Genomic DNA, 21215 nt, shown 5'->3' on the forward strand with positions numbered 1-21215 from the left:
CTTGAAACCCCTGAAACGACTGGAACCGCTGGACAAAAGAACCCCCTCGGGCTGGGAGGACAACCTCCTCCTGAAGTGCGGTCCACAGCCTCAAGTCACCCTGTTTCCAGGGTGTTTCGCGGTACTTTCCCGGCGGTATCTTCCGGCTCTCATCGGGCAACAAAAAATGCCCGGGGCGGAATTCTTCGCATGAATTCACAGTTCGCCCGAGGCATTCTAATTACTTCCTGCGGGAAGTATCTTCGCGGAAGCGCGAGTATGTCAAGGCTGGGTTTCGTGAAGATCCAGCTGGGCCACGACATCGAAGTCCACGCCGTCCGCCCGCGCCAGATAGATGCGCTGGCGTACGTGGCTGCCGCGCAGATGGAGCAGCCCGCGCGGCCCCTCGTACGAGACGGTGTCCGCCGACGCGCCGATCGCCGAGACGTCGAGGGTCCTGGCACGGTCGATGAGCGCGGCGAGCAGCAGGACTCCCTCGTAACAGGATTCGCCGAGGCTGCCGAGGACCGGTGCCTCGACTCCGTACCGTCCGGCGTACTGGCCGTGGAAGTCGAGGGTGTCCTGGTTGGCGAGGGAGGCGAAGAACCCGGCCGTGCTGTAGAGGCCGGCGGTGGCCGTGGGGCCGCTCGCCATCAGCATGTTCTCGTCCATCAGGGTGCTGAGCCGAAGGCACCGCTCGTCGAGGCCGGACGCGGCGAACGCGCGATTGAACCGGACCGCGTCGCTGCCCACGAGCAGCATCAGCACGGCGTCCGCCTCCGACCGCTCGATCCGTCGCAGCACCCCGTCGAAGTCATGGGTGCCCAGCGGCAGATACGCCTCCGCGCAGATACCGCCGCCCGACTCGCGCGCGTAACGGTGAGCCGCCCTGGCCGTACGGCGTGGCCACACATAGTCGTTGCCCACCACGAACCACCGGCGTACCCGGTGCTCGCGGGCCAACAGACGCATGGCGGGCCGCAGTTGGTCGTTCGGGGTCTCGCTCGTCAGGAACACACCGGCCGTGTCCTCGCCGCCCTCGTACAGCGCCGTATACACGTACGGCACGCGGTGGGCGATGCGTGGTGCCAGCTTCTGGCGTACCGAGGAGATGTGCCAGCCGGTGACGCCCTGCACGATGCCGAGGTCGACCAGTGCCTCGACGTTCTCGGCGATGCGGTGCGGTTCGGCGCCGCCGTCGACCGGCAGCAGTCGCAGCTCCTTGCCGAGCACCCCGCCCGAGCGGTTGACCTCCTCCGCGGCGAGCCGCGCGCACAGCTCGCACGTGGGCCCGAAGATCCCCGCGGCGCCCTGCATGGGAAAGACCAGCGCCACGCTGACGACCGAGTCGTCGGCCGTGAACCAGTCGAGCGGAGGCGGGTCGAGCCGGACCATGAGGGCATGATTCCGGGAACGCCCGGTGAACTCCAATCCGTCTCGGGGTACGGTCCGCGCCCGCGGTGCCGGAGACCTGGACCCCGTGGGTGTGCGGCGACCGGGCCCCGGCATGCGGTGCGAGCGTGCGGCGACAGATGTGGGAGATCCTTGTGGGAAGCGGGACTTGTAAGATGTGCTGACCCCCGGGAGCGAGGAGAAGGATGCCGACCCCACCTCCGCGTCGGTCTCAGGACCTCATGCACCTCTTGACGCGGGCCGAGCGACTGGCGGCGCGCCGGCTCCAGGCCGCCCTCGACGAGCACGGCTGCACGCTCGACGCCTGGCGTGTGCTCTCCCTGCTCTCCGACGGTGAGGGCCACCCGATGGCGGCGGTCGCCGAGGCGGCCTTCCTGCCGCCGCCGACCCTCACCAAACTGGTCGACCAACTCGTCGACCAGAACCTCGTCTACCGACGCGTCGACCCTCTGGACCGGCGCCGCATCCTCGCCCACCTCACCCCGCGCGGCGAGGACCACTGGCGGCGCGTCGACCGAGAGGTCCGCGCCCAGTGGCCCGTCCTGAGCGACGGCGACGACGAACTGCTGCGGGGGCTGCTGCACCGGCTGGCGGACACGCTCGACGGGGCGGCGGCAGAGTCCTCCGTGTAGGCGTCCGCCGCCGGAGGGCCTCGCCGCGAGCCGCCGTTGCGCCCTCGGTGTGATCTGTGACGCTCATGGCCACCTGCTTCGCGTGGTCCGGAATCATGATGCCGTATAAATGGTTGGCATATACATCGAGCTTGCCGCTCGACCCACCGTACGCGGGCCACCGGCCCGCTCCGACCAGCGAGGCACCGTGAACCAGCCCACCCCCGAGCAGCCCGTCGACGTCGTGGCCCGGCTGCGCGCCACCTTCCGTACCGGCCGCACCAAGCCCGTCGTATGGCGCACCACCCAGCTGCGCCGCCTGCGCGAGCTGCTCACCACGCACGGCGAGGACCTGGCCGCGGCCCTCCACGCCGACCTGGGCAAGAGCTCCACCGAGGCGTTCCGCACGGAGATCAACTTCGTCGTGCGGGAGATCGACCACACCCTGGAGCACCTCGACGATTGGCTGCGCCCCGAGTCGGCCCCCGTTCCCGCGCACCTCGGCGAGGACGCCACGGCCTGGACGCAGTACGACCCGCTGGGTGTCGTCCTGGTGATCGCGCCCTGGAACTACCCGGCGCAGCTCCTGCTCGCGCCGATGGTCGGCGCGCTCGCCGCGGGCAACGCGGTCGTCGTCAAGCCCAGTGAGCTGGCCCCGGCCACCTCCGCCTTCCTCGCCCGGTTCCTGCCGGAGTACCTCGACACCGACGCGGTCGCCGTCGTCGAGGGCGGCATCCCCGAGACCACGGCCCTGCTCGCCGAGCGCTTCGACCACATCTTCTACACCGGCAACGGCACCGTCGGCCGCATCGTTATGACCGCCGCCGCCCAGCACCTCACCCCGGTCACCCTCGAACTCGGCGGCAAGTCCCCGGCGTTCGTCGACCGGGACGCCGACCTGTCCGTCGTCGCGGACCGCCTCGCCCGCGGCAAGTTCCTCAACGCCGGGCAGACCTGCGTCGCCCCCGACTACGTACTCACCGACCCGGAGACGGCCCGCGCCCTGGAACCGGCTCTGGTCAAGGCCGTCGAGGACTTGTACGGGTCCGACGCTTCCACCTCCACCGAGTACGGCCGGATCATCAACGAGCGGCACTTCGACCGCCTCAGCGGGCTGCTCGGTTCCGGCCGTGTCGTCGTGGGCGGTGGCAGCGACCGCGCCACCAAGTACATCGCGCCGACCGTTCTGGCCGACGTGGACCCCGACTCGCCGGTCATGGGCGAGGAGATCTTCGGCCCGGTCCTGCCGATCGTGACCGTACCGGGGCTCGACGAGGCCCTCGAATTCATCAACGACCGGGACAAGCCCCTGGCTCTGTACGTCTTCACGGAGTCCGACGTCACCCGTGAGCGGCTGGCCGCCGAGACGTCCTCCGGCGGCCTCGGGTTCGGTCTGCCGCTCGCCCATCTCACCGTCTCCGACCTGCCGTTCGGCGGCGTCGGCGAGAGCGGTATGGGCAACTACCACGGGCGCTACTCGATCGAGACGTTCAGCCACCGCAAGGCGGTTTTGGAGAAGCCGCTGAGCTGAATCGGAGCGGCCGCGGGGTGGGTTGACTGGTCTACACCCTTGACTGGTCCAGACCAAGGGAGTTGAGTGTGCCTCCACACCCCCCACCACGGCCGCCCCGTACGCCGTGGCCGGTCACACCGGCCTGTGCGCACAAGGTTCCGCTTCGCTCTGCCCTCGTACAGGGGCGGCCGTGCTCCGCGAAGGAGTTGGTCCTGTGTCGAGGCGTCGTATCTCCGCGTTCGTGGCCGCGCTCATGCTCGCAAGCGCCGCGCCGGTGCTCCTGCCGGCGTCGAGCGCGTCCGCGGCGGCCTGTTCGAGCTACCCGAGCTGGGTGGCCGGCAAGTCCTACGTCACCGGCAACATCGTCCGCTACACCGACGGCAAGGCCTACATAGCCGAGCACGACAACCCGGGCTACGACCCCACCATCAGCACCTGGTACTGGGAGCCGTACGCCTGTGACGGAGGCACCAACCCCTCCGGATTCGTCGTGAGCGAGGCACAGTTCAACCAGATGTTCCCGAGCCGGAACTCCTTCTACACGTACAGCGGTCTCAAGGCCGCGATGAGCGCCTATCCGGCCTTCGCGAACACCGGCAGCGACACGGTGAAGAAGCAGGAGGCCGCGGCCTTCCTCGCCAACGTCAGCCACGAGACCGGCGGACTGGTCCACATCGTCGAGCAGAACACCGCCAACTACCCCCACTACTGCGACTGGGGCCAGCCCTACGGCTGCCCGGCAGGCCAGGCCGCGTACTACGGCCGCGGACCGATCCAGCTCAGCTGGAACTTCAACTACAAGGCCGCGGGCGACGCGCTGGGCATCGACCTCCTCAACAACCCCTGGCTGGTGCAGAACGACGCCGCCGTGGCCTGGAAGACCGGCCTCTGGTACTGGAACACCCAGAACGGCCCCGGAACCATGACCGGCCACAACGCCATGGTCAACCAGGCCGGCTTCGGCCAGACCATCCGCTCCATCAACGGCTCCCTGGAGTGCGACGGAAAGAACCCCGCCCAGGTGCAGAGCCGGGTGAACAACTACCAGCGGTTCACCCAGATCCTGGGCACGACGACGGGCAACAACCTGTACTGCTGAGGTACCACCCGGGTACCCCCGGCGGCCGTGGGGCGGCGGCTCGATGTCGCCGCCCTGTCCGGCCGGTCGGACTATTGACCCGTACATACCAAGCCGATTGAGTGTCCCGCGCAGACCCCCCATTTCCCGGCTGCCGTTTCCGGCGCCGTAGCGCTGCTGAAAGGGACCCCTACCGACATGCGGATGCATCGCCCCCTGCTCGCCCTCACCGCCGCCGGAGCGGCACTCACCTCCGTCCTGGCCGCTCCCGCCCACTCGGCGGCGGTCCCGACGGGAGGAGTGTTCTATGTGCAGAGCGCGGTCACCGGCCTGAACGCCGCGGACAGCGGGGGAGCGGTCGTCCAGCGCAACCCCAAGGGCAACGAGGATCGGCAGCAGTGGACGCTCCGGTCGAGCGGCGCGTCGTCCGTGCTGGAGAGCACCGACACGGCGGGCAGCTGCCTCGGGCGCTCCGGCGGCCAGGCGAGAACCGTGGCCTGCACGAGTGGCGACGCCCCGTGGGAGATCACGGCGACGGGAACCGACCAGTACCGGCTCAAAGTCCCGGGCGCCGAACAGTACTTGACGGTCGCCGCGAAGCCGTCCGGCTCCAACTACCCCGCCCAACTGGCCCTGGGCACGGCGGGGAACCTGGCCTCCTGGTACCTGACTCCCACGACGTCCCCGACCTCGCCGATGCCGTCCCCGGACCGACGCACCCTGGACCAGGTCACGTTCCTCACGTCGCACAACGCCTACGCGAACGGCGTCGACGGCGGATTCGCGCCACCCTTCATCAACCTCGTCCCGAACCAGAGCCGGGGAATCAACCAGCAACTCACCGACGGCGTACGCGGGTTCATGCTGGACATCCACCAGACCTCCGACGGCGCGATCCTCTGCCACAACAGCTGCACCCTCGTCAGCCGGCCGGTCGCGCTGTGGGTGGACATCCAGCGCATGGTCGACTACCTGAGGGCCAACCCGAACGAGTTCGTCACCGTCTTCCTTGAGGACTACGTCGATCCGGGCGTCCTGCGCAGCGAACTGGCCCGGGTGAACGGCCTGTCCGACGTGCTGTACCGCCCCGACCAGACCGGCGTCCGCACGAACGGCTGGCCGAAGATGTCGGACCTCATCGCCGCCAACGACCGCCTTCTCATCTTCACCGACCACAGCCGCTCCGCCGACCAGTCCGCCGGACTCACCCGCGACAGCTTCGGCGTGATGTACCAGCGCGAGTGGACCGTGGAGAACTACTGGTCCATGGGCTCGGGACTCGGCAGCTCCGACTGGTCCTGCTACAGCCGCTGGTACGACGCCAACTCCAACGTCCCCCTCACCGCCACGGCGCCGCCGTTCAGGCCGCTCTTCGTCATGAACCACTTCCGTGACGCGGCGATCGCCTCCACGGCCACCACCGACAACACCAAACTCACCGACCGGGCCCAGCGCTTCTGCCAGCCCGCCGCCCGCAAGAAGCCCAACTTCCTCGCCGTGGACCGGTACGACCTCGGAAACCCGGCGGCCGCGGTGTCGACGCTCAACGGCTACACCTACTGACGCTTCTCGCCGAGTGGGCCCGTCGCCGCGTTCGCGTAGCGGCGGGCCAACTGCGCGAAGGCGTCCCTGAGTTCGGCCGGGCCGACGACCTCGATGTCGGCGTCGAACCTGCCGATGTCGGCGGCAAGGCCGGGCCACGACCACGAACCCAGGATCAGCCGACAGCGGTCCGGGCCGAGTTCCTCGACCACTCCGTCGCGGGAGTAGCGGGACACCTCGGCGGCGGGGAGATCGAGGATCACCTCGCCGCGGCAGGGCCAGTCGCCCGAGCCATCGGAACCACGGAACCGGCTGGCCACGAAGGCGGCCACATCCCCGCCGGGCAGCTCGCGCGGGGTGAACCGGGGCCCTGAAGGGACACGCGGGGTGATCCGGTCGGCGCGGAAGGTGCGCCAGTCCTCGCGGTCCAGGTCCCAGGCGACGAGGTACCAGCGCCCGCCCCAGGTGACGAGGTGATGGGGCTGCGCCCGGCGCGGTGCGGTCATGGCGGGGTCGCCGTTGCCCGCCCCCGGTGGGGAGGCGTAGTCGAAGCGCAACACCTCGCGCGCGTGGACGGCGGCTCCGAGTGCCATGAGTACGCCACTGTCGACCTGCGACTCCGGCCCGGTCGCGGATCGCCCCACGGCGGTGACCTGGAGCATGTCGATCCGCCGGCGCAACCGTGTGGGCATGACCTGCCGGACGGTGGTCAGCGCACGCGCCGCCGCCTCCTCGATACCGGCGCCGGTGGTCGTGGCGATCTGGAGAGCGACGGCGAGGGCGACGGCCTGCTCGTCGTCGAACAGCAGCGGCGGCAGGTCGGATCCGGCGTCCAGCCGGTACCCGCCCTCGGGCCCCTTGAAGGCCACGATGGGATAGCCGAGCTCGCGCAGCCGGTCCACATCGCGCCGCACGGTACGCGGACTGATGTCCAGCCGCTCCGCCAGCAACGCCCCCGGCCAGTCCCGGCGCGCCTGGAGCAGCGAGAGCAGTGACAGCAGTCGGGCTGATGTCTTCGGCATGACACCCATACTGCCCCGAGAAGAGGACACTCCCTGACCGCTTCTTCTGCGACTGTCGTTCTCGTACCGAACAACGAGAACGAGGCAGAAGGACCGATCACTGTGACCGCCATGACCACGCCCCCTTCCACTCCCGACGCCGAGCGGACCGACCTGATCGCCGCGCTCGTGACCGCGCGGGCCGCCCTGACCGGCACCGTGCGCGGGCTCACCGACGAGCAGGCCGGTGAACGCCCGACCGTCAGCGCGCTGTGCCTGGGCGGGCTGATCAAGCACGTCGCCTCCATCGAGGAGGGATGGCTGCGCTTCGTGGTCGACGGCCCGTCGGCGATGCGCTACGACCTGCCCGACGGCCTCACCTGGGCCGACTTCGCGGCCGGCACCGCACGAGAGTTCCCGCAGTGGATGATCGACCACCAGAACGACTTCCTGATGCTGCCCGGCGAGACACTGGCCGGGATCGTCGAGCGCTACGAGCTGGTCGCCGCCCACACCGAGAAGATCATCGTCTCCGTGCCCGACCTCTCGGCGACCCATCCACTGCCGGAGGCACCCTGGCACGAGCCGGGAGCCGTACGCAGTGTGCGCCGGGTGCTGACACACGTCATCGCCGAGACCGCCCAGCACGCCGGGCACGCGGACATCCTGCGGGAGACGCTCGACGGACAGAAGTCGACCTGACACCGATGGATCCCGACCGGGTCGGGCCCCGCCCGACCCGGTCGCGACCCCGGAACCCTGTACGTCTGCGAAGGGAAGAGTTCACCATGAGGTTCGGACAGGCCGCGGGGGCGACCGGATGACCGTTCTCGACACCCGGGCACTCAACCGGGCAACGCTGGCACGGCAGTTGCTGCTCGACCGCGCCGAACTGCCGGTGCTCGACGCCGTCGCGCACCTCGGCGGTCTGCAGGCGCAGGAACCGCAGGAACCGTTCGTCGGGCTCTGGTCCAGGCTGCGCGCGTTCGACCCGGCGGTGCTCTCGGACCTGTTGACCGGGCGGAGCGTGGTGCGCACCCACCTCATGCGCCGCACCGTCCACCTCGTCACCGCCGACGACGCCCTGGCCTGGCGGGCCCGCCACGACGCCATGCTGCGCCAACGGGTACTCGGGGTCTACCGCGATGAACTGGCCGGAGTGGATCTCGACGAGCTCGCGGCGGCGGGCCGGGCCGTCATGGCCGACGGTGAGCCCCGCTCGATGAGCGAACTCGCGCGGGCGCTCGCCGACCGCTGGCCGAAGCCGGGGCCGCGGCCGCTGGGCGAAATCCTGGTGGCCGCCCTCATCCCGATGGTTCAGCTGCCCCCGCGCGGGCTGTGGCGCACCCGGGCGGGAGTGCGCAACGCCCCGCTCTCCTCCTGGCTAGGGCGTGAGGTCGACCCACCCGCCCCCGACGGCTCCGACCCCGTCGGCCAGGATCTGGTGCGGCGCTATCTGGCCGCGTTCGGCCCCGCCGCCTCGGCCGACCTGCGCGCCTGGTGCGGCCTCGCCGGACTGCCGGCCGCGATCACCGCCGTACGGGAGGAACTGGTGAGCTTCCGCGACGAGCGGGGCCGGGAACTGCTGGACCTTCCCGACGCACCGCGCCCCGACCCGGAGACCCCTGCCCCGGCGCGGTTCCTGCCGGCGTTCGACAACGCGATCCTCGGCTACCACGACCGCGGCCGGATCATCGACGACGCCCACCGCGGCCTGTCGGTCGCCGGCGCGCGTGTCGTCCTGGTCGACGGCAGGGTCGCCGCGACCTGGACCGTGGAGGCGGACACCGTGCTGGTCACCCCGCTGCGCCGCTTCTCCCGGGCGGAACGCGCCGATGTGGCCGTGCAGGGGCGGGAGTTGGCCGGGTTCCTCTCCGACGGCGACAGCGATCGCGTACGGATCGCCGCGTCTTCTTGAGGCGCGATGGACGCGACAGACGCGATAGAAGCGACAGAAGTAACAGCAGCGCTGGGAGCGCCCCACCCGTGAGTGACGCGGGTCCATTCGCGACCCGCGTCACGGCACCGCCGAACCGCCGCTCCGGTCAGTCCAGTTGCGCGTGCAGGAAGTCCACCGTGCTGCGCCAGGCCAGGGCCGACGACTCGGGCTCGTGGACCTCGGGGCGGCCGTCGTTGAAGAAGGCGTGGTCGGCGGGGTAGACGCGGAAGTCCGGGGTGATGCCGGACTGCTCGCGGATGGTGTCGCGGAGCGGGGCGAGGGAGTCGACGGGAATGGCCGAGTCGCGTTCGCCGTAGTGGCCGAGGATCTGCGCCTTGAGGCCGGAGAAGTCGGGGGTCTCACCCTGGATGACGCCGTAGAAGGGGACGGCGGCGTGCACGCGCGGGTCGGTGGCGGCCTGGTAGAGGACGAAACCGCCGCCCATGCAGAAGCCGACCGAGCCGACGGTCTCGGAGGTGACCTCGGGCATCGCGAGCAGATGGTCGACGGCTCCGGAGAGCAGCTCGACGCCGCGCTCCACGGGCAGGTCCTGCATCATGCGGTACGCCTCGGCGCTGTCGTGGGCGACATTGCCGCCGTACAGGTCGGGAGCGAGCGCCACGAAGCCCTCCTTCGCCAGGCGCTCGGTGACGTCCGCGATGTGGTCGGTGAGGCCCCACCATTCCTGGATCACAATGACGCCGGGCCCCTGTCCGGAGGGCGGCAGTGCGAGATAGCCGTGCGCGGTGGTGCCGCCGCTCGGGAACGTGACGTTCTGATGGGCGGGGGCCCCGGTCGACCTGGGCGTCTCGGACATGGTGTGTCACTCCTGTCGCTTGATCTTGACTCCAGCATGCAGGAGGCGGGTACGGCGACGGCACGCGGCCCCTCCGGACCCGGGAGGGAGGCCCGGGAAGGAGTCCGGGGAGGGAGTCCGCGGGGAGTCCGCATGCCTGGCCATGCCGTATCCTCGCGTGTTACGTATAACCCCCCGCGTGTCCTGTCCGTGTCCCGTCCCTTCGCTGTCTTGTCCCTTCGCTCCCCGAGAGGCTCCGATGAAACGCGTCGCCCTGGTCACCCTCGTCGTCGACGACTACGACGAGGCGATCCGCTTCTACACCGAGGCCCTCGGATTCCGGCTCGCCGAGGACACCCCGCGGCCCGACGGGTCCCGCTGGGTCGTCGTGGAGCCGGGCACCGGAGGGCACGGCACCGGCCTCCTGCTGGCCCGGGCCAAGGACGAGGCACAGCGCGGCCGGGTCGGCGACCAGACCGGCGGCCGCGTCGGCTTCTTCCTGCACACCGACGACTTCGCCCGCGACCACGCACGGATGACCGCGGCGGGCGTGACCTTCCTGGAGGAGCCCCGGCACGAGACGTACGGCTCGGTCGTCGTCTTCCAGGACCTGTACGGAAACCGGTGGGACCTGCTGCAGCCCGCCGCGCCCGACCCGCAGCCCGCCGCTCCCGGCGAGACCGCCCACTGATCAGTACTCCCCGCCCAACGACAACCTGCCGAGGAAACACCGCATGACCGCGTCCCGCATCGACATCGACACCATCCGCCGGCTCCCCAAGGCCGTGCTGCACGACCACCTCGACGGCGGCCTGCGCCCCACCACGCTCGTCGAACTCGCCGACGCGGTCGGCCACACGCTCCCCACCACCGACCCGGACGAGCTGGCCGCCTGGTACTACGAGGCCGCCAACTCCGGTGACCTGGTCCGCTACATAGCCACCTTCGAGCACACCCTCGCCGTGATGCAGACCCGCGAGGGACTGCTGCGCACCGCCGAGGAGTACGTGCTCGACCTGGCCGAGGACGGCGTCGTCTACGGCGAGGTGCGCTACGCCCCCGAGCTGCTGGTCAACGGCGGGCTGGCCCTCTCCGAGGTCGTCGAGACCGTGCAGGAGGGCCTGGCCGCCGGTATGGCGAAGGCGGCAGCCGCCGGCACCCCGGTCCGGGTCGGCACCCTGCTGTGCGGGATGCGCATGTTCGACCGGGTCCGCGAGGCCGCCGACCTGGCCGTGGCCTTCCGGGACGCGGGCGTCGTCGGCTTCGACATCGCGGGCGCCGAGGACGGCTTCCCGCCCGCCGACCACCTCGCCGCCTTCGAGCACCTGCGCGTCGAGAACGTCCCGTTCACCATCCACGCCGGCGAGGCGCACGGCCTGCCCAGCATCCACCAGGCCATCCAGGTCTGCGGCGCCCAGCGCATCGGCCACGGCGTCCGTATCACCGAGGACATCGTCGACGGCAAGCTCGGCCGTGTCGCGGGCTGGGTGCGCGACCGCCGTATCGCCCTGGAGATGTGCCCGACCTCCAACCTCCAGACGGGCGCGGCCACTTCGATCGCCGACCACCCGATCACGCACCTGCGCGACCTGGGCTTCCGCGTCACCCTCAACACCGACAACCGGCTGGTCTCCGGCACGACCATGACCCGCGAGATGTCCCTGCTGGTCGACGAGGCGGGCTGGACGCTCGACGACCTGCGCACGGTCACGGTCAACGCCCTGAAGAGCGCGTTCATCCCGTTCGACGAGCGGGCCGCCCTCATCCGGGACGTCGTCCTGCCGGGCTACGAGCTCTGATCACCCCGGGGCCGGCCGGACCGCTCGGCGGTTCCGGCCGGCCCCTCGTGTGCTCTCACGCGTCCGGCACCCAGTTCCCGTGGAAGCCCAGCGGCACCCGCCCCGGCAGATGGATCCGGGCCACCGGCTCACCCGTGAAGTCCTGGGCGGACAGGATCAGCAGATCGGCCGCGCCCCGGTCGGGATTGTGCACGTACGCCAGCGTGTAGCCGTCGTCCTCGGCCGCCCTCCGGTCCGCCGGGTCCGAGGCCACGAACACCGGCTCGCCGGCCGCCGCGTGCCGGGGCAGCCGGTGCACCTGAGTCGTACCGCGCAACAGGTCGTGCTTGATCAGCTCGTTGCGGAAGGCGCGGTCGGGCGGGTTCCCGTCGGGTGTCATATACGCCAGCGTCATCTCGGCGGAGGCCGCCGAGTACCCGTACCGATGCCGCCGCCCCACCAGCGACTCGTTGACGCGCGGGAACTCCTGAGGCCGGTCGTCCAGCACCTTGGTGCGTACGCGGCCCCGGTCGAGGTCGACCGTCCAGCGGTGCAGCCGCGGGGTCCCGGCCCCGTACGGCCCGCCGGAGCCGCGTCCCGCGACGAAGAAGGGCGCCGCGATGGCCGTGAGGTCGACGACCACCGACGAACCCTCGTCGTAGGCGTTGAGGGTGTGCGAGTAGTACGTCGGCTCCGCCTCGATCCAGCGGATCCGGCCGCCGGCCCGCGGCAGCACACCGACCCGCGCGGCATGCCGGTCGTTCCACACGTACGGCACCAGGTCGCCCCGCTCGGCGCCCGCCGGGTCGAAGGTGACCGGCATGTCGAAGATGACCACGTACTTCTCGGTGAGCGCGAAGTCGTGGATCATCGGGCTGTCCGCCACCGGGATCCTGGTGGTCCTGACGACCCGCCCCGCCGCGTTCACCACCAGGTGCCGGATGTGGTTCCAGGTCGGGTAGTACGTGATCGCGTGCAGCTCGCCCGACTCCGCGTCGAGCTTGGTGTGCGCGGTGAACGCGCCCTCCAGGGTGCCGCGGAAGTCGTACGTACCCACCGTGTTGAGCTCGTAGTCGAGTTCGTACGGCAGAGGGCCGCTCTCCTGGAGGGCCAGGACCCGTCCGCGGTGCCCGATGACGTGGGTGTTGCACGGGAAGTCGTCCGGTGGCACCGGGCCCGGGTAGGGCTCGCCGAGTTTCTCGGCGACGCGGGAGGAGCGGACCCAGCGGTTGCGGTACCACTCGGCGCGACCGTCCCGCAGCCGGACGCCGTGCACCATGCCGTCGCCCTGCATCCAGTGGTGCGCCCGGGGGTCCTCAAGACCCAGGACGTTCGGCCCGTTCCTGAGGTAGCGGCCGTTCAGCTCGCGCGGGATCCGTCCGGTGACGGGGAGACCGAAGGCGGTCAGCTCCTCTGTGACCGGGGCGAACGCCCCCTCCAGGAACGGGAAGCGGCGCTCCTTCGCGGCGGCGGGAGCGCCTGCCGCGAGTCCTCCCGTCACCCCCACCAGTCCGCCCGCCGCCGCGATGGCGGCCGCCCCGCGCAGTACGTTCCGTCGGCTGTGCTCAGTCATCTCCGCACTCCCCGTGCCGCAGTTGTCGTGTTCGATGTGCACGAGTCTGCGGCGGGGGACCGGGCCCGGTCAGGAGTGGTGGAGCCCGTCCTGGGGTGGTGTCAGACCCCCTGTTTCGAGCAGCGACATCAGGGCCCGGGCGGCCGGACTGGTCGCCTCCGGGGGCGGCAGCATCGCCACGGTCTCGTACGGCGTCTCGGTGTCGGCCTTGAGAGGAAGCGCGGGCAGCGCCCGCCGCTTGTGGGCGAAGTGGCGCGGTACGACGGCGATGCCGAGGCCCTCCTCGACGAGGTCGAGGAGGCTGTGCACGTCGTTGACCTCCAGGGCGACCGTGCGGTGCACGCCCGCCGCCGCGAAGGCCGCGTCGGTCGTGCGGCGCGGACCCCAGTCGGGGTGGAAGTCGACGAAGGGCTCGCCGCCGAGTTCGTCCGGGGTGACGGGTCCGCCGGTCGCCAGCCGGTGCGAGGGGTGGCAGAGCACGGTCATCGGCTCGCTGGTCAGGGGCAGACAGCGGAGCTGCTCCGTGTCGGCGCGGGTCGTCACGGCGAAGGCCAGGTCCAGGCGGCCCGCGGCGACGTCCTCGGCGAGCGCGCCCGAGCCGGCCTGCCGCAGCCGGATCTCCACGTCCGGATGCTGCCTGCGGAACGCGGCCAGCAACTGCGCGACCTGCACCCCGGCGATGCACTGCTCGGTGCCCAGGGAGAGCGTGCCGCGCAGCACGCCCTGTACGGCGGCCACGGCGTCCTGGGCCGCGCGGACCTGTGCGAGGATCCGCTCGGCCTCGGTCAGCAGGGCCCGGCCGGCCTCGGTGAGCGTGACGCGGCGGGTCGTGCGGACGAACAGCGGGGCACGCAGCTCCCGCTCCAGGGCGCGGATCGACGCGGACAGACCCGACTGCGAGACCATCAGGCGTTCCGCTGCCCGGGTGAAGTGCTGGTCCTCGGCGACCGCGACGAAGTGCTGCAGGTGGCGCAATTCCATGATTGAGAAGCGTATCCGCTGAATCCCATCCGATTCTCCTGTTGGACCGCTGTCGAGCGGGCAGGCGAGAGTGGACACCGGTCCACTCCGTACCGACCCCTCTGGAGAACGCGTTGTACACCGCACACACCGACCGTTACGCGGACATGCCCTACCGGCGCACGGGACGCAGCGGCCTGAAACTTCCCGCGCTCTCCCTCGGCCTGTGGCACAACTTCGGCCCCGACCGGCCCGTGGACACCCAGCGCGCGATCCTGCGCCGGGCCTTCGACCTGGGCGTCAGCCACTTCGACCTGGCGAACAACTACGGGCCCCCGCCCGGCGCCGCCGAGTCCGCGCTCGGTGAGGCGCTCAAGGCCGACTTCGGTCCGTACCGCGACGAGCTGGTCATCTCCACCAAGGCCGGATACCTGATGTGGCCGGGCCCGTACGGCGAATGGGGCTCCCGCAAGTACCTGCTGTCCTCGCTCGACCAGAGCCTGGGCCGGATGGGCCTCGACTACGTCGACATCTTCTACTCCCACCGCCCCGACCCGGAGACTCCCCTGGAGGAGACGATGGGCGCGCTGCACTCGGCGGTGCAGCAGGGCAAGGCGCTGTACGTCGGTGTCTCCAACTACTCGCCGGAGCAGACCCGGGAGGCCGCCCGCATCCTGGGCGAGCTGGGCACCCCGCTCCTCATCCACCAGCCGCGCTACTCGATGCTCGACCGGCGTCCCGAGGAGCAGGGGCTCCTGGACACCCTCGACGAGCTGAAGGTGGGCTCCATCGCCTACTCGCCGCTGGAGCAGGGCCTGCTCACGGGCCGCTACCTCGACGGGATCCCGGAGGGTTCGCGGGCCGCCAGTGACAGCCCCTTCCTGAGTGCCGAAACGGTGACCGACGACCTCGTCGGCAACCTGCGCGCCCTGGACGACATCGCGAAGACCCGCGGCCAGTCCCTGGCCCAGATGGCGCTGGCCTGGGTACTGCGCGGCGGCCGGGTCACCTCCGCCCTGATCGGCGCCAGCAGCCCGCAGCAGCTGGAGGACAGCGTGGCGGCCACGGGCAACCTGGACTTCTCGGAGGACGAGCTCACCCGCATCGACGAGATCGTGAGGCAGGCCTCCAAGGCTTGAGTGCCAGGTACGGACCGACGGACTGACCCCCGAGCCGCGGGCGGAGGGGGTCAGTCCGTGACGCGTTCCTCCAGACGCACGGTCACGGTGTCCCCGGCCTCCTTGCCGATCGCCTTGCGGACGTCGGCCTTCACGGGAAGCTTGTGGGTGCCGTCGCCGAGGGCCATGAACGAACTCCGGAAGGGATGGCCGTCGATCGTCCCGCGGACCTTGACCAGGCCGCGCGTGCCGAAGAATCCGACGGACTCCGGCCAGACGAGATAGGTCCAGCCGCCCTTCTCGGGGCTCTTCCGAAGTTCCGCGGTGAATTCCCGGTCCAATTCGGTGCCCGTGCTCATGATGTCCTCCGCTGTCCCGGTGGTCTTTCCCGGCCCGATGGCCTCTCCTATACGAGACCACCGGGCGCGGCAAAACTCATCGCGGCAGCCGTGTCATGCCCCGGCGGGCACCCGGTCCAGGAATCCGTGCACGCTCCGTATCCGCCCGTCGTCGCCCAGGGTGATCACGTCGAAGCCGGCGACCGGCGCCGAGCCGTCCGCGACGGCGACCAGCTCCCAGCCGAAGCGGGCGAGGTCGTGGTGCCCGTCCACGGCACCGGTGAGCCGGAACTCGAATCCGGGGAACTGCTCGTGGGCCGCGGCGATCACGGCCGCGATCCCGTCGTGCCCGCGGACGTCGGCCAGCGGGTCGGTGTACGTGCCGTCGGCGGTCCAGGCGGCGGTCACAGCCTTCGCCAGAGCCTCCTCCCCGCCCGCGTTCCAGGCATCGAAGTAGCGGGCGACGGCGGTTGCGTAGCGGTCCTGGTTCGCGGACATGGGCGATCAGCCTCCATCGAGGTCGTACGTACTCGTACGTACTGGTCAGGGCCCGGATCGGACGTTCTCGGGATCCGGTACCGCAACCATGCCGGGCGTCGCCGGACCCGTCGATTACCCCTCGGGTAATGCCCGCGGACACCTCTCGGGTGATCCCCCGGAGGACCCTGATCTTCGCGGCCGTGTCATTTCAGCCAGTAACCGCGGTGAATATGCCAGGAGACTGGCTGGAATGGCATGGTGACAGTGTGTCAGGAGTGGCGATACTTGAATGCTAGGGCTATTCACAGCCCTGAGAACGGCGCGGGAATCGCCATGGGATCACCCGGCGGACCGACCGAAGAACAGCGCCATCGTGCACCACCAGCGAGCCGCAGGAAAGAGAGGCCGGACCGGCAGCAAGCGGATGCAATGGGGGAGCGATCGTGCACGACGAATTCCTTTGCCATGTCACCGCGTACGGAGTGTGCGGAGGCATGTGGGTCGGTGTCCCGCTCGGCACCTACCGGGCGCCCACCCTGGCGCTGGCCATGTGGTGGTTACGGGACCGGGCGTCATGGATGGCCGAGCGCCTCGATCCGAACCCCGACGCCCCGTACTTCCCCCCGAACTCGATGATGCCCGTCTCGGCCACCGCCCCGGACGTGCCCGGTGTGCTGCGCGCGTGGTGCGGCGACATCTTCCAACAGGAGCTGGCCGCCGAGGAGCTGGCCGCGGGGCATCTGGTCCGCATCGCCACGAGTGACGACACCACCGAGTACGAACTACTCGCGGAGTCGGTCGACGCCCTGCGTATGCAGCGCACCCTCCCCTTCCTGTCCATGCCGGCCGCCTGACACCCGATCCCGGCGGAGCCGTGCGGGCGCAGTCGCCGCCGATCGGGCGCAGCAGGCGCACATGTGGGCGAATAGCTAGAATTCAGGCATGGGAGAGCGTTCAGTGGCGCCCGAACTCGTCCTCGAAACCGAGACGGGGTCCCTGGTGATGACCCCGAACCACGACTATCACGTCGGCCGCGACCCGCTGAGCGACATCGTCATCGACGACGCCCGGGTCTCCTGGCACCACGCGGTCCTGCGGCCCAACGCCGATCACTGGACGCTCTGGGACGAGAACAGCACGAACGGTACGTACGCCGACGGCCGCCGCGTCCACGAGTGGGACGTCGGCCCCGGCAGCGTCATCCGCTTCGGCAACCCCGCCGACGGCCCGAGCGCCGTACTGGCCGACCGGCCCCCGCCCGCCCCCGAGCGCCCCTCCGCGGTCTCCCTGCCCGCCGCGACCGGCACCTTCCGGCAGCCCACGACCGTGCGCCCGCTGCCCGCCCGCATGGTCCGCATCGGTCGCGGCGGTGACAACGACCTGGTCGTCGACGACCTGATCGTGTCCAGACGTCACGCGGAGCTGCGCGCGATGCCGGACGGCACGTACGAGATCGTCGACCTGGGCAGCCACAACGGCACATTCCTCAACGGGCAGCCCGTCACCCGGGCCCCCATCGACGCGGGCGACATCGTCGGCATCGGCCACTCGGCGTTCTGCCTGGTCGGCGACCAGCTGCAGGAGTACGTCGACACCGGCGAGGTCTCCCTCGACGTGCAGGACCTGTCGGTCGCCGTCGACAAGGGCCGCAAGACGCTCCTGGACCGGGTCTCCTTCCCTGTCGGCGAGAAGTGCCTGCTCGCCGTCGTCGGGCCCAGCGGCGCCGGAAAGTCCACCCTGCTCAACGCCCTGACCGGCCAGCGGCCCGCAGACCGGGGCACGGTCCTGTACGACGGCCGCGACCTGTACCGCGACTACGCCGAGCTGCGCCAGCGCATCGGCCTCGTACCGCAGGACGACATCCTGCACGCCCAGCTGACCGTGCGGCGGGCCCTCACCTACGCCGCACAGCTGCGCTTCCCGCAGGACACCGCGAAGGCCGAGCGCCGCGCCCGGGTCGACGAGGTGGTGCGGGAGCTGGGCCTGGAACAGCGGGTCGGGCAGCCCATCCACAGCCTCTCCGGCGGCCAGCGCAAGCGCGTCAGCGTGGCCCTGGAACTGCTCACCAAGCCCTCGCTGCTCTTCCTCGACGAGCCGACCTCCGGCCTCGACCCCGGTATGGACCGCTCCGTGATGCACATGCTGCGCGGCCTCGCCGACGACGGGCGGACCGTCATCGTGGTCACCCACAGTGTCCTCAGCCTCGACGTCTGCGACCGGCTGCTCGTACTCGCACCCGGAGGCAAGGTCGCCTACTACGGGCCGCCCGACGAGACTCTCGCCTTCTTCGGCTACGAACAGTGGCCCGAGGCGTTCGAGGCCTTCGAGCGGGACCGCGAACGGGACTGGGCCGGCGACTACCTGGCCTCGCTCCAGCACCGCCAGTACATCGTCAACTCCACCGCCCAGCCGCACATGGGCCAGGCCGCCCAGGCCCCTGGCACGGTTCCCCGCCCGCCCAAGGCACAGAGCTGGGGCTCCCAGCTGGGCACCCTCGTGCGCCGGTACGCGGCCGCGCTCAGCGCCGACCGGACGTTCCTCGCCATCATGATCGCCCTGCCGTTCGTCATGGGCGCCATGGCCCGGGCCCTGGCCGGCAGCAAGCTGACGCAGGAGACGGCGATGAACGCGCTGCTCATCCTCTGCGTCGGCGGAGTCCTCACCGGCGCGGCCAACGCCGTGCGCGAACTGGTCAAGGAACGGGTGATCTACCAGCGGGAACGGGCCGTCGGCCTGTCCAGATCGGCGTACCTGATGTCCAAGGTCGTCGTCCTCGGCACCATCACCGTCCTCCAGGCCGTCGTCCTGACCCTGGTGGCGCTGCTCGGCGTCGACCTGAACGCGCCCGGCGGCGAGGGCGTGCTCATGCCGCCCCTCGTCGAGATCACGGTCGCCGTCGCCCTGCTCTCCTTCACCGCCATGATGCTCGGCCTCCTCGTCTCCGCCCTGGTGCGCAAGGAGGAGGTCACGATGCCCCTGCTCGTGCTCCTCGCCATCGTCCAGGTCGTGTTCTGCGGCGCGCTGCTGAAGCTCGACGGCGTCCCCGGCATCGAGCAGCTGTCCTGGCTGGTGCCGTCCCGGTGGGCCCTCGGAGCCATGGCGGGCACCATCGGCCTGGCCCGGCTCGTCCCGGGCGACCTGACCGCCGACCCGCTGTTCAAGCACTCGGTGGGCGTGTGGCTGCTCAACATGGGCATGCTCGTCGTCCTCTCCGCGGTCTTCGGCTATCTGGTCGCCCGGCTGCTGAGGCGGCACGAACCCGAAGTCATGCGGAAGTAGCCCGCAGGAAGCAGGCGCGATGACGACGACCGAGGACTTCCGCCCCACGCACGTGGTCCCGCAGGAGGGCCTGCCGGCCTGGGAGGCCCCGGACCCGACCCGGCCCACCGTGCCGCTCGACGCCCTCCTGCCGGTCCGGCTCGTCGAGCGGCACGGTGACTGGGGGCACGTCCTGTGCGCCAACGGCTGGTCGGCGTGGGTCGACGGCCGCCTGCTGCTCGCCGTACCGCAGGAGCCGCCCGCCGCCGGACAGCCCCTCGCGCGCACCGCCGACCCGCGCCCCCTGCTCGCCCGCGTCGAGGAGACACTCGGCCGCTACCGGCAGACGGTCGAGGAACTGGCCGCCGGACGCCTCGACGGCGAGGAGTTCCACGGCCGTACGCAGGGCATGCGGGTCGGGATCGTCGTCGACGGGGAGGCCGTGTGGCTGTACGAGGCCGAGCACGAGCGGTGGGTGTACTGCGACGGCACCCGGATGAGCACGTACGCGACACCGGAGCCGCCGGCCGGCGACGCGCCGGAGCCCCGTGACAAGGCCCGCCCCGAGCCACCCGTCGCGGCCCGCCCCGAGCCACCCGCCGCGGCCCGACCGGAGCCGCCCGCCGCGGGCGACCCCGAGCCCACGCAGGTCGTGCCGGGCATCGGGCCCGAGCCGACGCAGGTCGTGGGGAACACGGATCCGGAACCGACACAGGTCGTGGGGAACGAAGGTCCGAAACCGCCCGAGACCGAGGAAGATCCCGGCCATGCCCCCACCCGGCTCGTCACGGGTGACGGTGACGGCTGATGCCGCACGACACGAGCCTGTACTCGGGGCGGCCCTCCGATCTGATCGGCAAGCAGATCGCCGGCTACCGGATCGAGCGCGAGGTCGGCCGTGGCGGCATGGCCGTCGTCTACCGCGCCAAGGACCTGCGCCTCGACCGCACGGTCGCCCTGAAACTGCTCGCCCCGGAACTGGCCCGCAACGACACCTTCCGTAAACGCTTCACGCACGAGTCACGGGTGGCCGCCGCGATCGACCACCCGCACATCGTGCCGGTCTTCGAGGCGGGCGAGACCGACGGCGTCCTCTACATCGCCATGCGGTACGTCGCCGGTCGCGACCTGCGTCATCTCCTGGACCGCGAGGGCCCGTTGGCGATCGCGGACGCCACCCGTATCGCCATCCAGGTGGCGTCCGCGCTCGACGCCGCCCACGACCACGGCCTGGTCCACCGGGACGTCAAACCGGGCAACATCCTGGTCGCGGCGGGCACGGACAGCGACCACCCCGAGCACGTCTACCTCACCGACTTCGGCCTCACGAAGAAGTCGCTCTCCCTGACCGGGTTCACGACCGTCGGCCAGTTCGTCGGGACGCTCGACTATGTGGCGCCCGAGCAGATCTCCGGGCGTCCTGTCGACGGCCGCTGTGACGTCTACAGCCTCGCGTGCGTGGTCCACGAGACGTTGACCGGCCGTCCGCCCTTCCAACGGGACGACGACATGGCCCTGTTGTGGGCGCACCAGTACGACCAGCCGCCCGCGCTGACCTCGCAGCGGCCCGAGCTCGCCGAGCCGGTCGACGGGGTGCTGGCGAAGGCCCTCGCCAAGAGTCCCGATGACCGGTACGAGTCGTGTCTTGCCTTTGTCACCGCGTTGCGGGCTGCGGCGACGGGGGTGGTGGCCGCCGGTCACGCGCCCACGCAGGTGGACATGCGTGCCGTGGGTGTGCCTCGGCATCCGGGGCCGGTGCCCGAGCCGCCGGGGTGGGCCCGGCCCGTGTTTCCTGGCTCGGCCCGGTGAGGTTCCGCCGGGGACGGACGGTGGGTTCG

The 21215-nt window shown here is 70.7% G+C and carries 20 protein-coding genes; 13 read left to right on the forward strand and 7 right to left on the reverse strand.

Going from position 1 to position 21215, the window contains the following annotated elements:
* Positions 1-261 precede the first annotated feature (261 nt).
* Entirely contained in the window at positions 262-1374 is a 1113-nt protein-coding gene (locus JEQ17_RS44615) for a substrate-binding domain-containing protein (protein WP_200400640.1), read from the reverse strand.
* 239 nt (positions 1375-1613) lie between these two features.
* Here JEQ17_RS44615 and JEQ17_RS44620 point away from each other — a divergent pair, with 239 nt between their 5' ends.
* The 4 genes from JEQ17_RS44620 (at position 1614) to JEQ17_RS44635 (ending at position 6157) form a co-directional block, all read left to right on the forward strand.
* On the forward strand, positions 1614-2024 hold the full coding sequence (locus tag JEQ17_RS44620; protein ID WP_234048604.1) for a MarR family winged helix-turn-helix transcriptional regulator: 411 nt from the start codon (positions 1614-1616) through the stop codon (positions 2022-2024).
* A 109-nt stretch (positions 2025-2133) separates the two neighbouring features.
* Positions 2134-3534, forward strand: coding sequence for an aldehyde dehydrogenase family protein (locus JEQ17_RS44625; protein WP_200400642.1), 1401 nt, complete (start codon positions 2134-2136; stop codon positions 3532-3534).
* 196 nt (positions 3535-3730) lie between these two features.
* Complete coding sequence (locus tag JEQ17_RS44630) at positions 3731-4615, forward strand: glycoside hydrolase family 19 protein (RefSeq protein ID WP_200400643.1); 885 nt, start codon at positions 3731-3733, stop codon at positions 4613-4615.
* A gap of 177 nt (positions 4616-4792) precedes the next feature.
* Positions 4793-6157, forward strand: coding sequence for a PI-PLC domain-containing protein (locus tag JEQ17_RS44635; RefSeq protein ID WP_200400644.1), 1365 nt, complete (start codon positions 4793-4795; stop codon positions 6155-6157).
* Here JEQ17_RS44635 and JEQ17_RS44640 read toward each other — a convergent pair.
* Positions 6151-7158 (reverse strand): helix-turn-helix transcriptional regulator, encoded by a 1008-nt coding sequence (locus JEQ17_RS44640; RefSeq protein WP_200400645.1) that lies wholly within the window; start codon positions 7156-7158, stop codon positions 6151-6153. The genes JEQ17_RS44635 and JEQ17_RS44640 overlap by 7 nt on opposite strands.
* 102 nt (positions 7159-7260) lie before the next feature.
* Here JEQ17_RS44640 and JEQ17_RS44645 point away from each other — a divergent pair, with 102 nt between their 5' ends.
* On the forward strand, positions 7261-7839 hold the full coding sequence (locus JEQ17_RS44645; RefSeq protein ID WP_200400646.1) for a DinB family protein: 579 nt from the start codon (positions 7261-7263) through the stop codon (positions 7837-7839).
* 118 nt (positions 7840-7957) lie between these two features.
* Entirely contained in the window at positions 7958-9055 is a 1098-nt protein-coding gene (locus JEQ17_RS44650) for a winged helix DNA-binding domain-containing protein (protein WP_200400647.1), read from the forward strand.
* Positions 9056-9182: 127 nt separating this feature from the next.
* Here the strand turns inward: JEQ17_RS44650 and JEQ17_RS44655 are convergent, their stop codons facing one another.
* The gene (locus tag JEQ17_RS44655) at positions 9183-9893 is read right to left on the reverse strand and encodes a dienelactone hydrolase family protein (protein WP_200400648.1); all 711 of its coding nucleotides are present in this window, start codon (positions 9891-9893) and stop codon (positions 9183-9185) included.
* Between the two features lie 238 nt (positions 9894-10131).
* Between JEQ17_RS44655 and JEQ17_RS44660 the strand changes: the two genes are divergently transcribed.
* Positions 10132-10563 carry a VOC family protein gene (locus JEQ17_RS44660; RefSeq protein ID WP_200400649.1) on the forward strand — a complete coding sequence of 144 codons (432 nt, stop codon included), beginning with the start codon at positions 10132-10134 and terminating at the stop codon, positions 10561-10563.
* Between the two features lie 43 nt (positions 10564-10606).
* The gene (locus JEQ17_RS44665; RefSeq protein ID WP_200400650.1) at positions 10607-11671 is read left to right on the forward strand and encodes an adenosine deaminase; all 1065 of its coding nucleotides are present in this window, start codon (positions 10607-10609) and stop codon (positions 11669-11671) included.
* A gap of 55 nt (positions 11672-11726) precedes the next feature.
* Here JEQ17_RS44665 and JEQ17_RS44670 read toward each other — a convergent pair whose 3' ends face one another.
* Complete coding sequence (locus JEQ17_RS44670) at positions 11727-13223, reverse strand: carotenoid oxygenase family protein (protein ID WP_200400651.1); 1497 nt, start codon at positions 13221-13223, stop codon at positions 11727-11729.
* Between the two features lie 69 nt (positions 13224-13292).
* Positions 13293-14204, reverse strand: coding sequence for a LysR family transcriptional regulator (locus tag JEQ17_RS44675; RefSeq protein ID WP_200400652.1), 912 nt, complete (start codon positions 14202-14204; stop codon positions 13293-13295).
* Between the two features lie 113 nt (positions 14205-14317).
* On the opposite strand from JEQ17_RS44675, the gene mgrA reads away from it, so the two are divergent.
* Positions 14318-15322 carry an L-glyceraldehyde 3-phosphate reductase gene (gene mgrA, locus JEQ17_RS44680; RefSeq protein WP_200400653.1) on the forward strand — a complete coding sequence of 335 codons (1005 nt, stop codon included), beginning with the start codon at positions 14318-14320 and terminating at the stop codon, positions 15320-15322.
* A 50-nt stretch (positions 15323-15372) separates the two neighbouring features.
* On the opposite strand, the gene JEQ17_RS44685 is transcribed toward mgrA, so the two are convergent.
* Together JEQ17_RS44685 and JEQ17_RS44690 are read right to left on the reverse strand one after the other, a co-directional pair.
* Complete coding sequence (locus tag JEQ17_RS44685; protein WP_200400654.1) at positions 15373-15660, reverse strand: DUF1905 domain-containing protein; 288 nt, start codon at positions 15658-15660, stop codon at positions 15373-15375.
* Positions 15661-15753: 93 nt separating this feature from the next.
* Positions 15754-16137 (reverse strand): nuclear transport factor 2 family protein, encoded by a 384-nt coding sequence (locus JEQ17_RS44690; RefSeq protein ID WP_200400655.1) that lies wholly within the window; start codon positions 16135-16137, stop codon positions 15754-15756.
* A 425-nt stretch (positions 16138-16562) separates the two neighbouring features.
* Here JEQ17_RS44690 and JEQ17_RS44695 point away from each other — a divergent pair, with 425 nt between their 5' ends.
* The 4 genes from JEQ17_RS44695 (at position 16563) to JEQ17_RS44710 (ending at position 21186) form a co-directional block, all read left to right on the forward strand.
* Positions 16563-16973, forward strand: coding sequence for a hypothetical protein (locus tag JEQ17_RS44695; protein WP_143633933.1), 411 nt, complete (start codon positions 16563-16565; stop codon positions 16971-16973).
* 88 nt (positions 16974-17061) lie between these two features.
* Complete coding sequence (locus JEQ17_RS44700; protein WP_200400656.1) at positions 17062-19398, forward strand: ABC transporter ATP-binding protein/permease; 2337 nt, start codon at positions 17062-17064, stop codon at positions 19396-19398.
* Between the two features lie 19 nt (positions 19399-19417).
* Complete coding sequence (locus JEQ17_RS44705; protein ID WP_200400657.1) at positions 19418-20185, forward strand: hypothetical protein; 768 nt, start codon at positions 19418-19420, stop codon at positions 20183-20185.
* A complete protein-coding gene (locus JEQ17_RS44710) occupies positions 20185-21186 on the forward strand; it encodes a serine/threonine-protein kinase (protein ID WP_200400658.1) in 1002 nt (333 codons plus the stop codon). The genes JEQ17_RS44705 and JEQ17_RS44710 overlap by 1 nt, the downstream gene beginning before the upstream one ends.
* Positions 21187-21215: the final 29 nt, after the last annotated feature.

The organism is Streptomyces liliifuscus (genome assembly GCF_016598615.1).
In the GTDB taxonomy this organism is placed as follows: Bacteria; Actinomycetota; Actinomycetes; order Streptomycetales; family Streptomycetaceae; genus Streptomyces; species Streptomyces liliifuscus.

Excerpts from the sequence above, each read along its gene's own strand:
- JEQ17_RS44660 (WP_200400649.1), top strand. The coding sequence starts at position 10,132 with ATGAAACGCGTCGCCCTGGTCACCCTCGTCGTCGACGACTACGACGAG.
- JEQ17_RS44655 (WP_200400648.1), bottom strand. The coding sequence starts at position 9,893 with ATGTCCGAGACGCCCAGGTCGACCGGGGCCCCCGCCCATCAGAACGTC.
- JEQ17_RS44690 (WP_200400655.1), bottom strand. The coding sequence starts at position 16,137 with ATGTCCGCGAACCAGGACCGCTACGCAACCGCCGTCGCCCGCTACTTC.
- JEQ17_RS44700 (WP_200400656.1), top strand. The coding sequence starts at position 17,062 with ATGGGAGAGCGTTCAGTGGCGCCCGAACTCGTCCTCGAAACCGAGACG.
- JEQ17_RS44670 (WP_200400651.1), bottom strand. The coding sequence starts at position 13,223 with ATGACTGAGCACAGCCGACGGAACGTACTGCGCGGGGCGGCCGCCATC.
- JEQ17_RS44640 (WP_200400645.1), bottom strand. The coding sequence starts at position 7,158 with ATGCCGAAGACATCAGCCCGACTGCTGTCACTGCTCTCGCTGCTCCAG.
- JEQ17_RS44650 (WP_200400647.1), top strand. The coding sequence starts at position 7,958 with ATGACCGTTCTCGACACCCGGGCACTCAACCGGGCAACGCTGGCACGG.
- JEQ17_RS44615 (WP_200400640.1), bottom strand. The coding sequence starts at position 1,374 with ATGGTCCGGCTCGACCCGCCTCCGCTCGACTGGTTCACGGCCGACGAC.
- JEQ17_RS44625 (WP_200400642.1), top strand. The coding sequence starts at position 2,134 with ATGGTTGGCATATACATCGAGCTTGCCGCTCGACCCACCGTACGCGGG.
- JEQ17_RS44705 (WP_200400657.1), top strand. The coding sequence starts at position 19,418 with ATGACGACGACCGAGGACTTCCGCCCCACGCACGTGGTCCCGCAGGAG.
- JEQ17_RS44710 (WP_200400658.1), top strand. The coding sequence starts at position 20,185 with ATGCCGCACGACACGAGCCTGTACTCGGGGCGGCCCTCCGATCTGATC.
- JEQ17_RS44685 (WP_200400654.1), bottom strand. The coding sequence starts at position 15,660 with ATGAGCACGGGCACCGAATTGGACCGGGAATTCACCGCGGAACTTCGG.
- JEQ17_RS44675 (WP_200400652.1), bottom strand. The coding sequence starts at position 14,204 with ATGGAATTGCGCCACCTGCAGCACTTCGTCGCGGTCGCCGAGGACCAG.
- JEQ17_RS44665 (WP_200400650.1), top strand. The coding sequence starts at position 10,607 with ATGACCGCGTCCCGCATCGACATCGACACCATCCGCCGGCTCCCCAAG.
- JEQ17_RS44620 (WP_234048604.1), top strand. The coding sequence starts at position 1,614 with ATGCACCTCTTGACGCGGGCCGAGCGACTGGCGGCGCGCCGGCTCCAG.
- JEQ17_RS44635 (WP_200400644.1), top strand. The coding sequence starts at position 4,793 with ATGCGGATGCATCGCCCCCTGCTCGCCCTCACCGCCGCCGGAGCGGCA.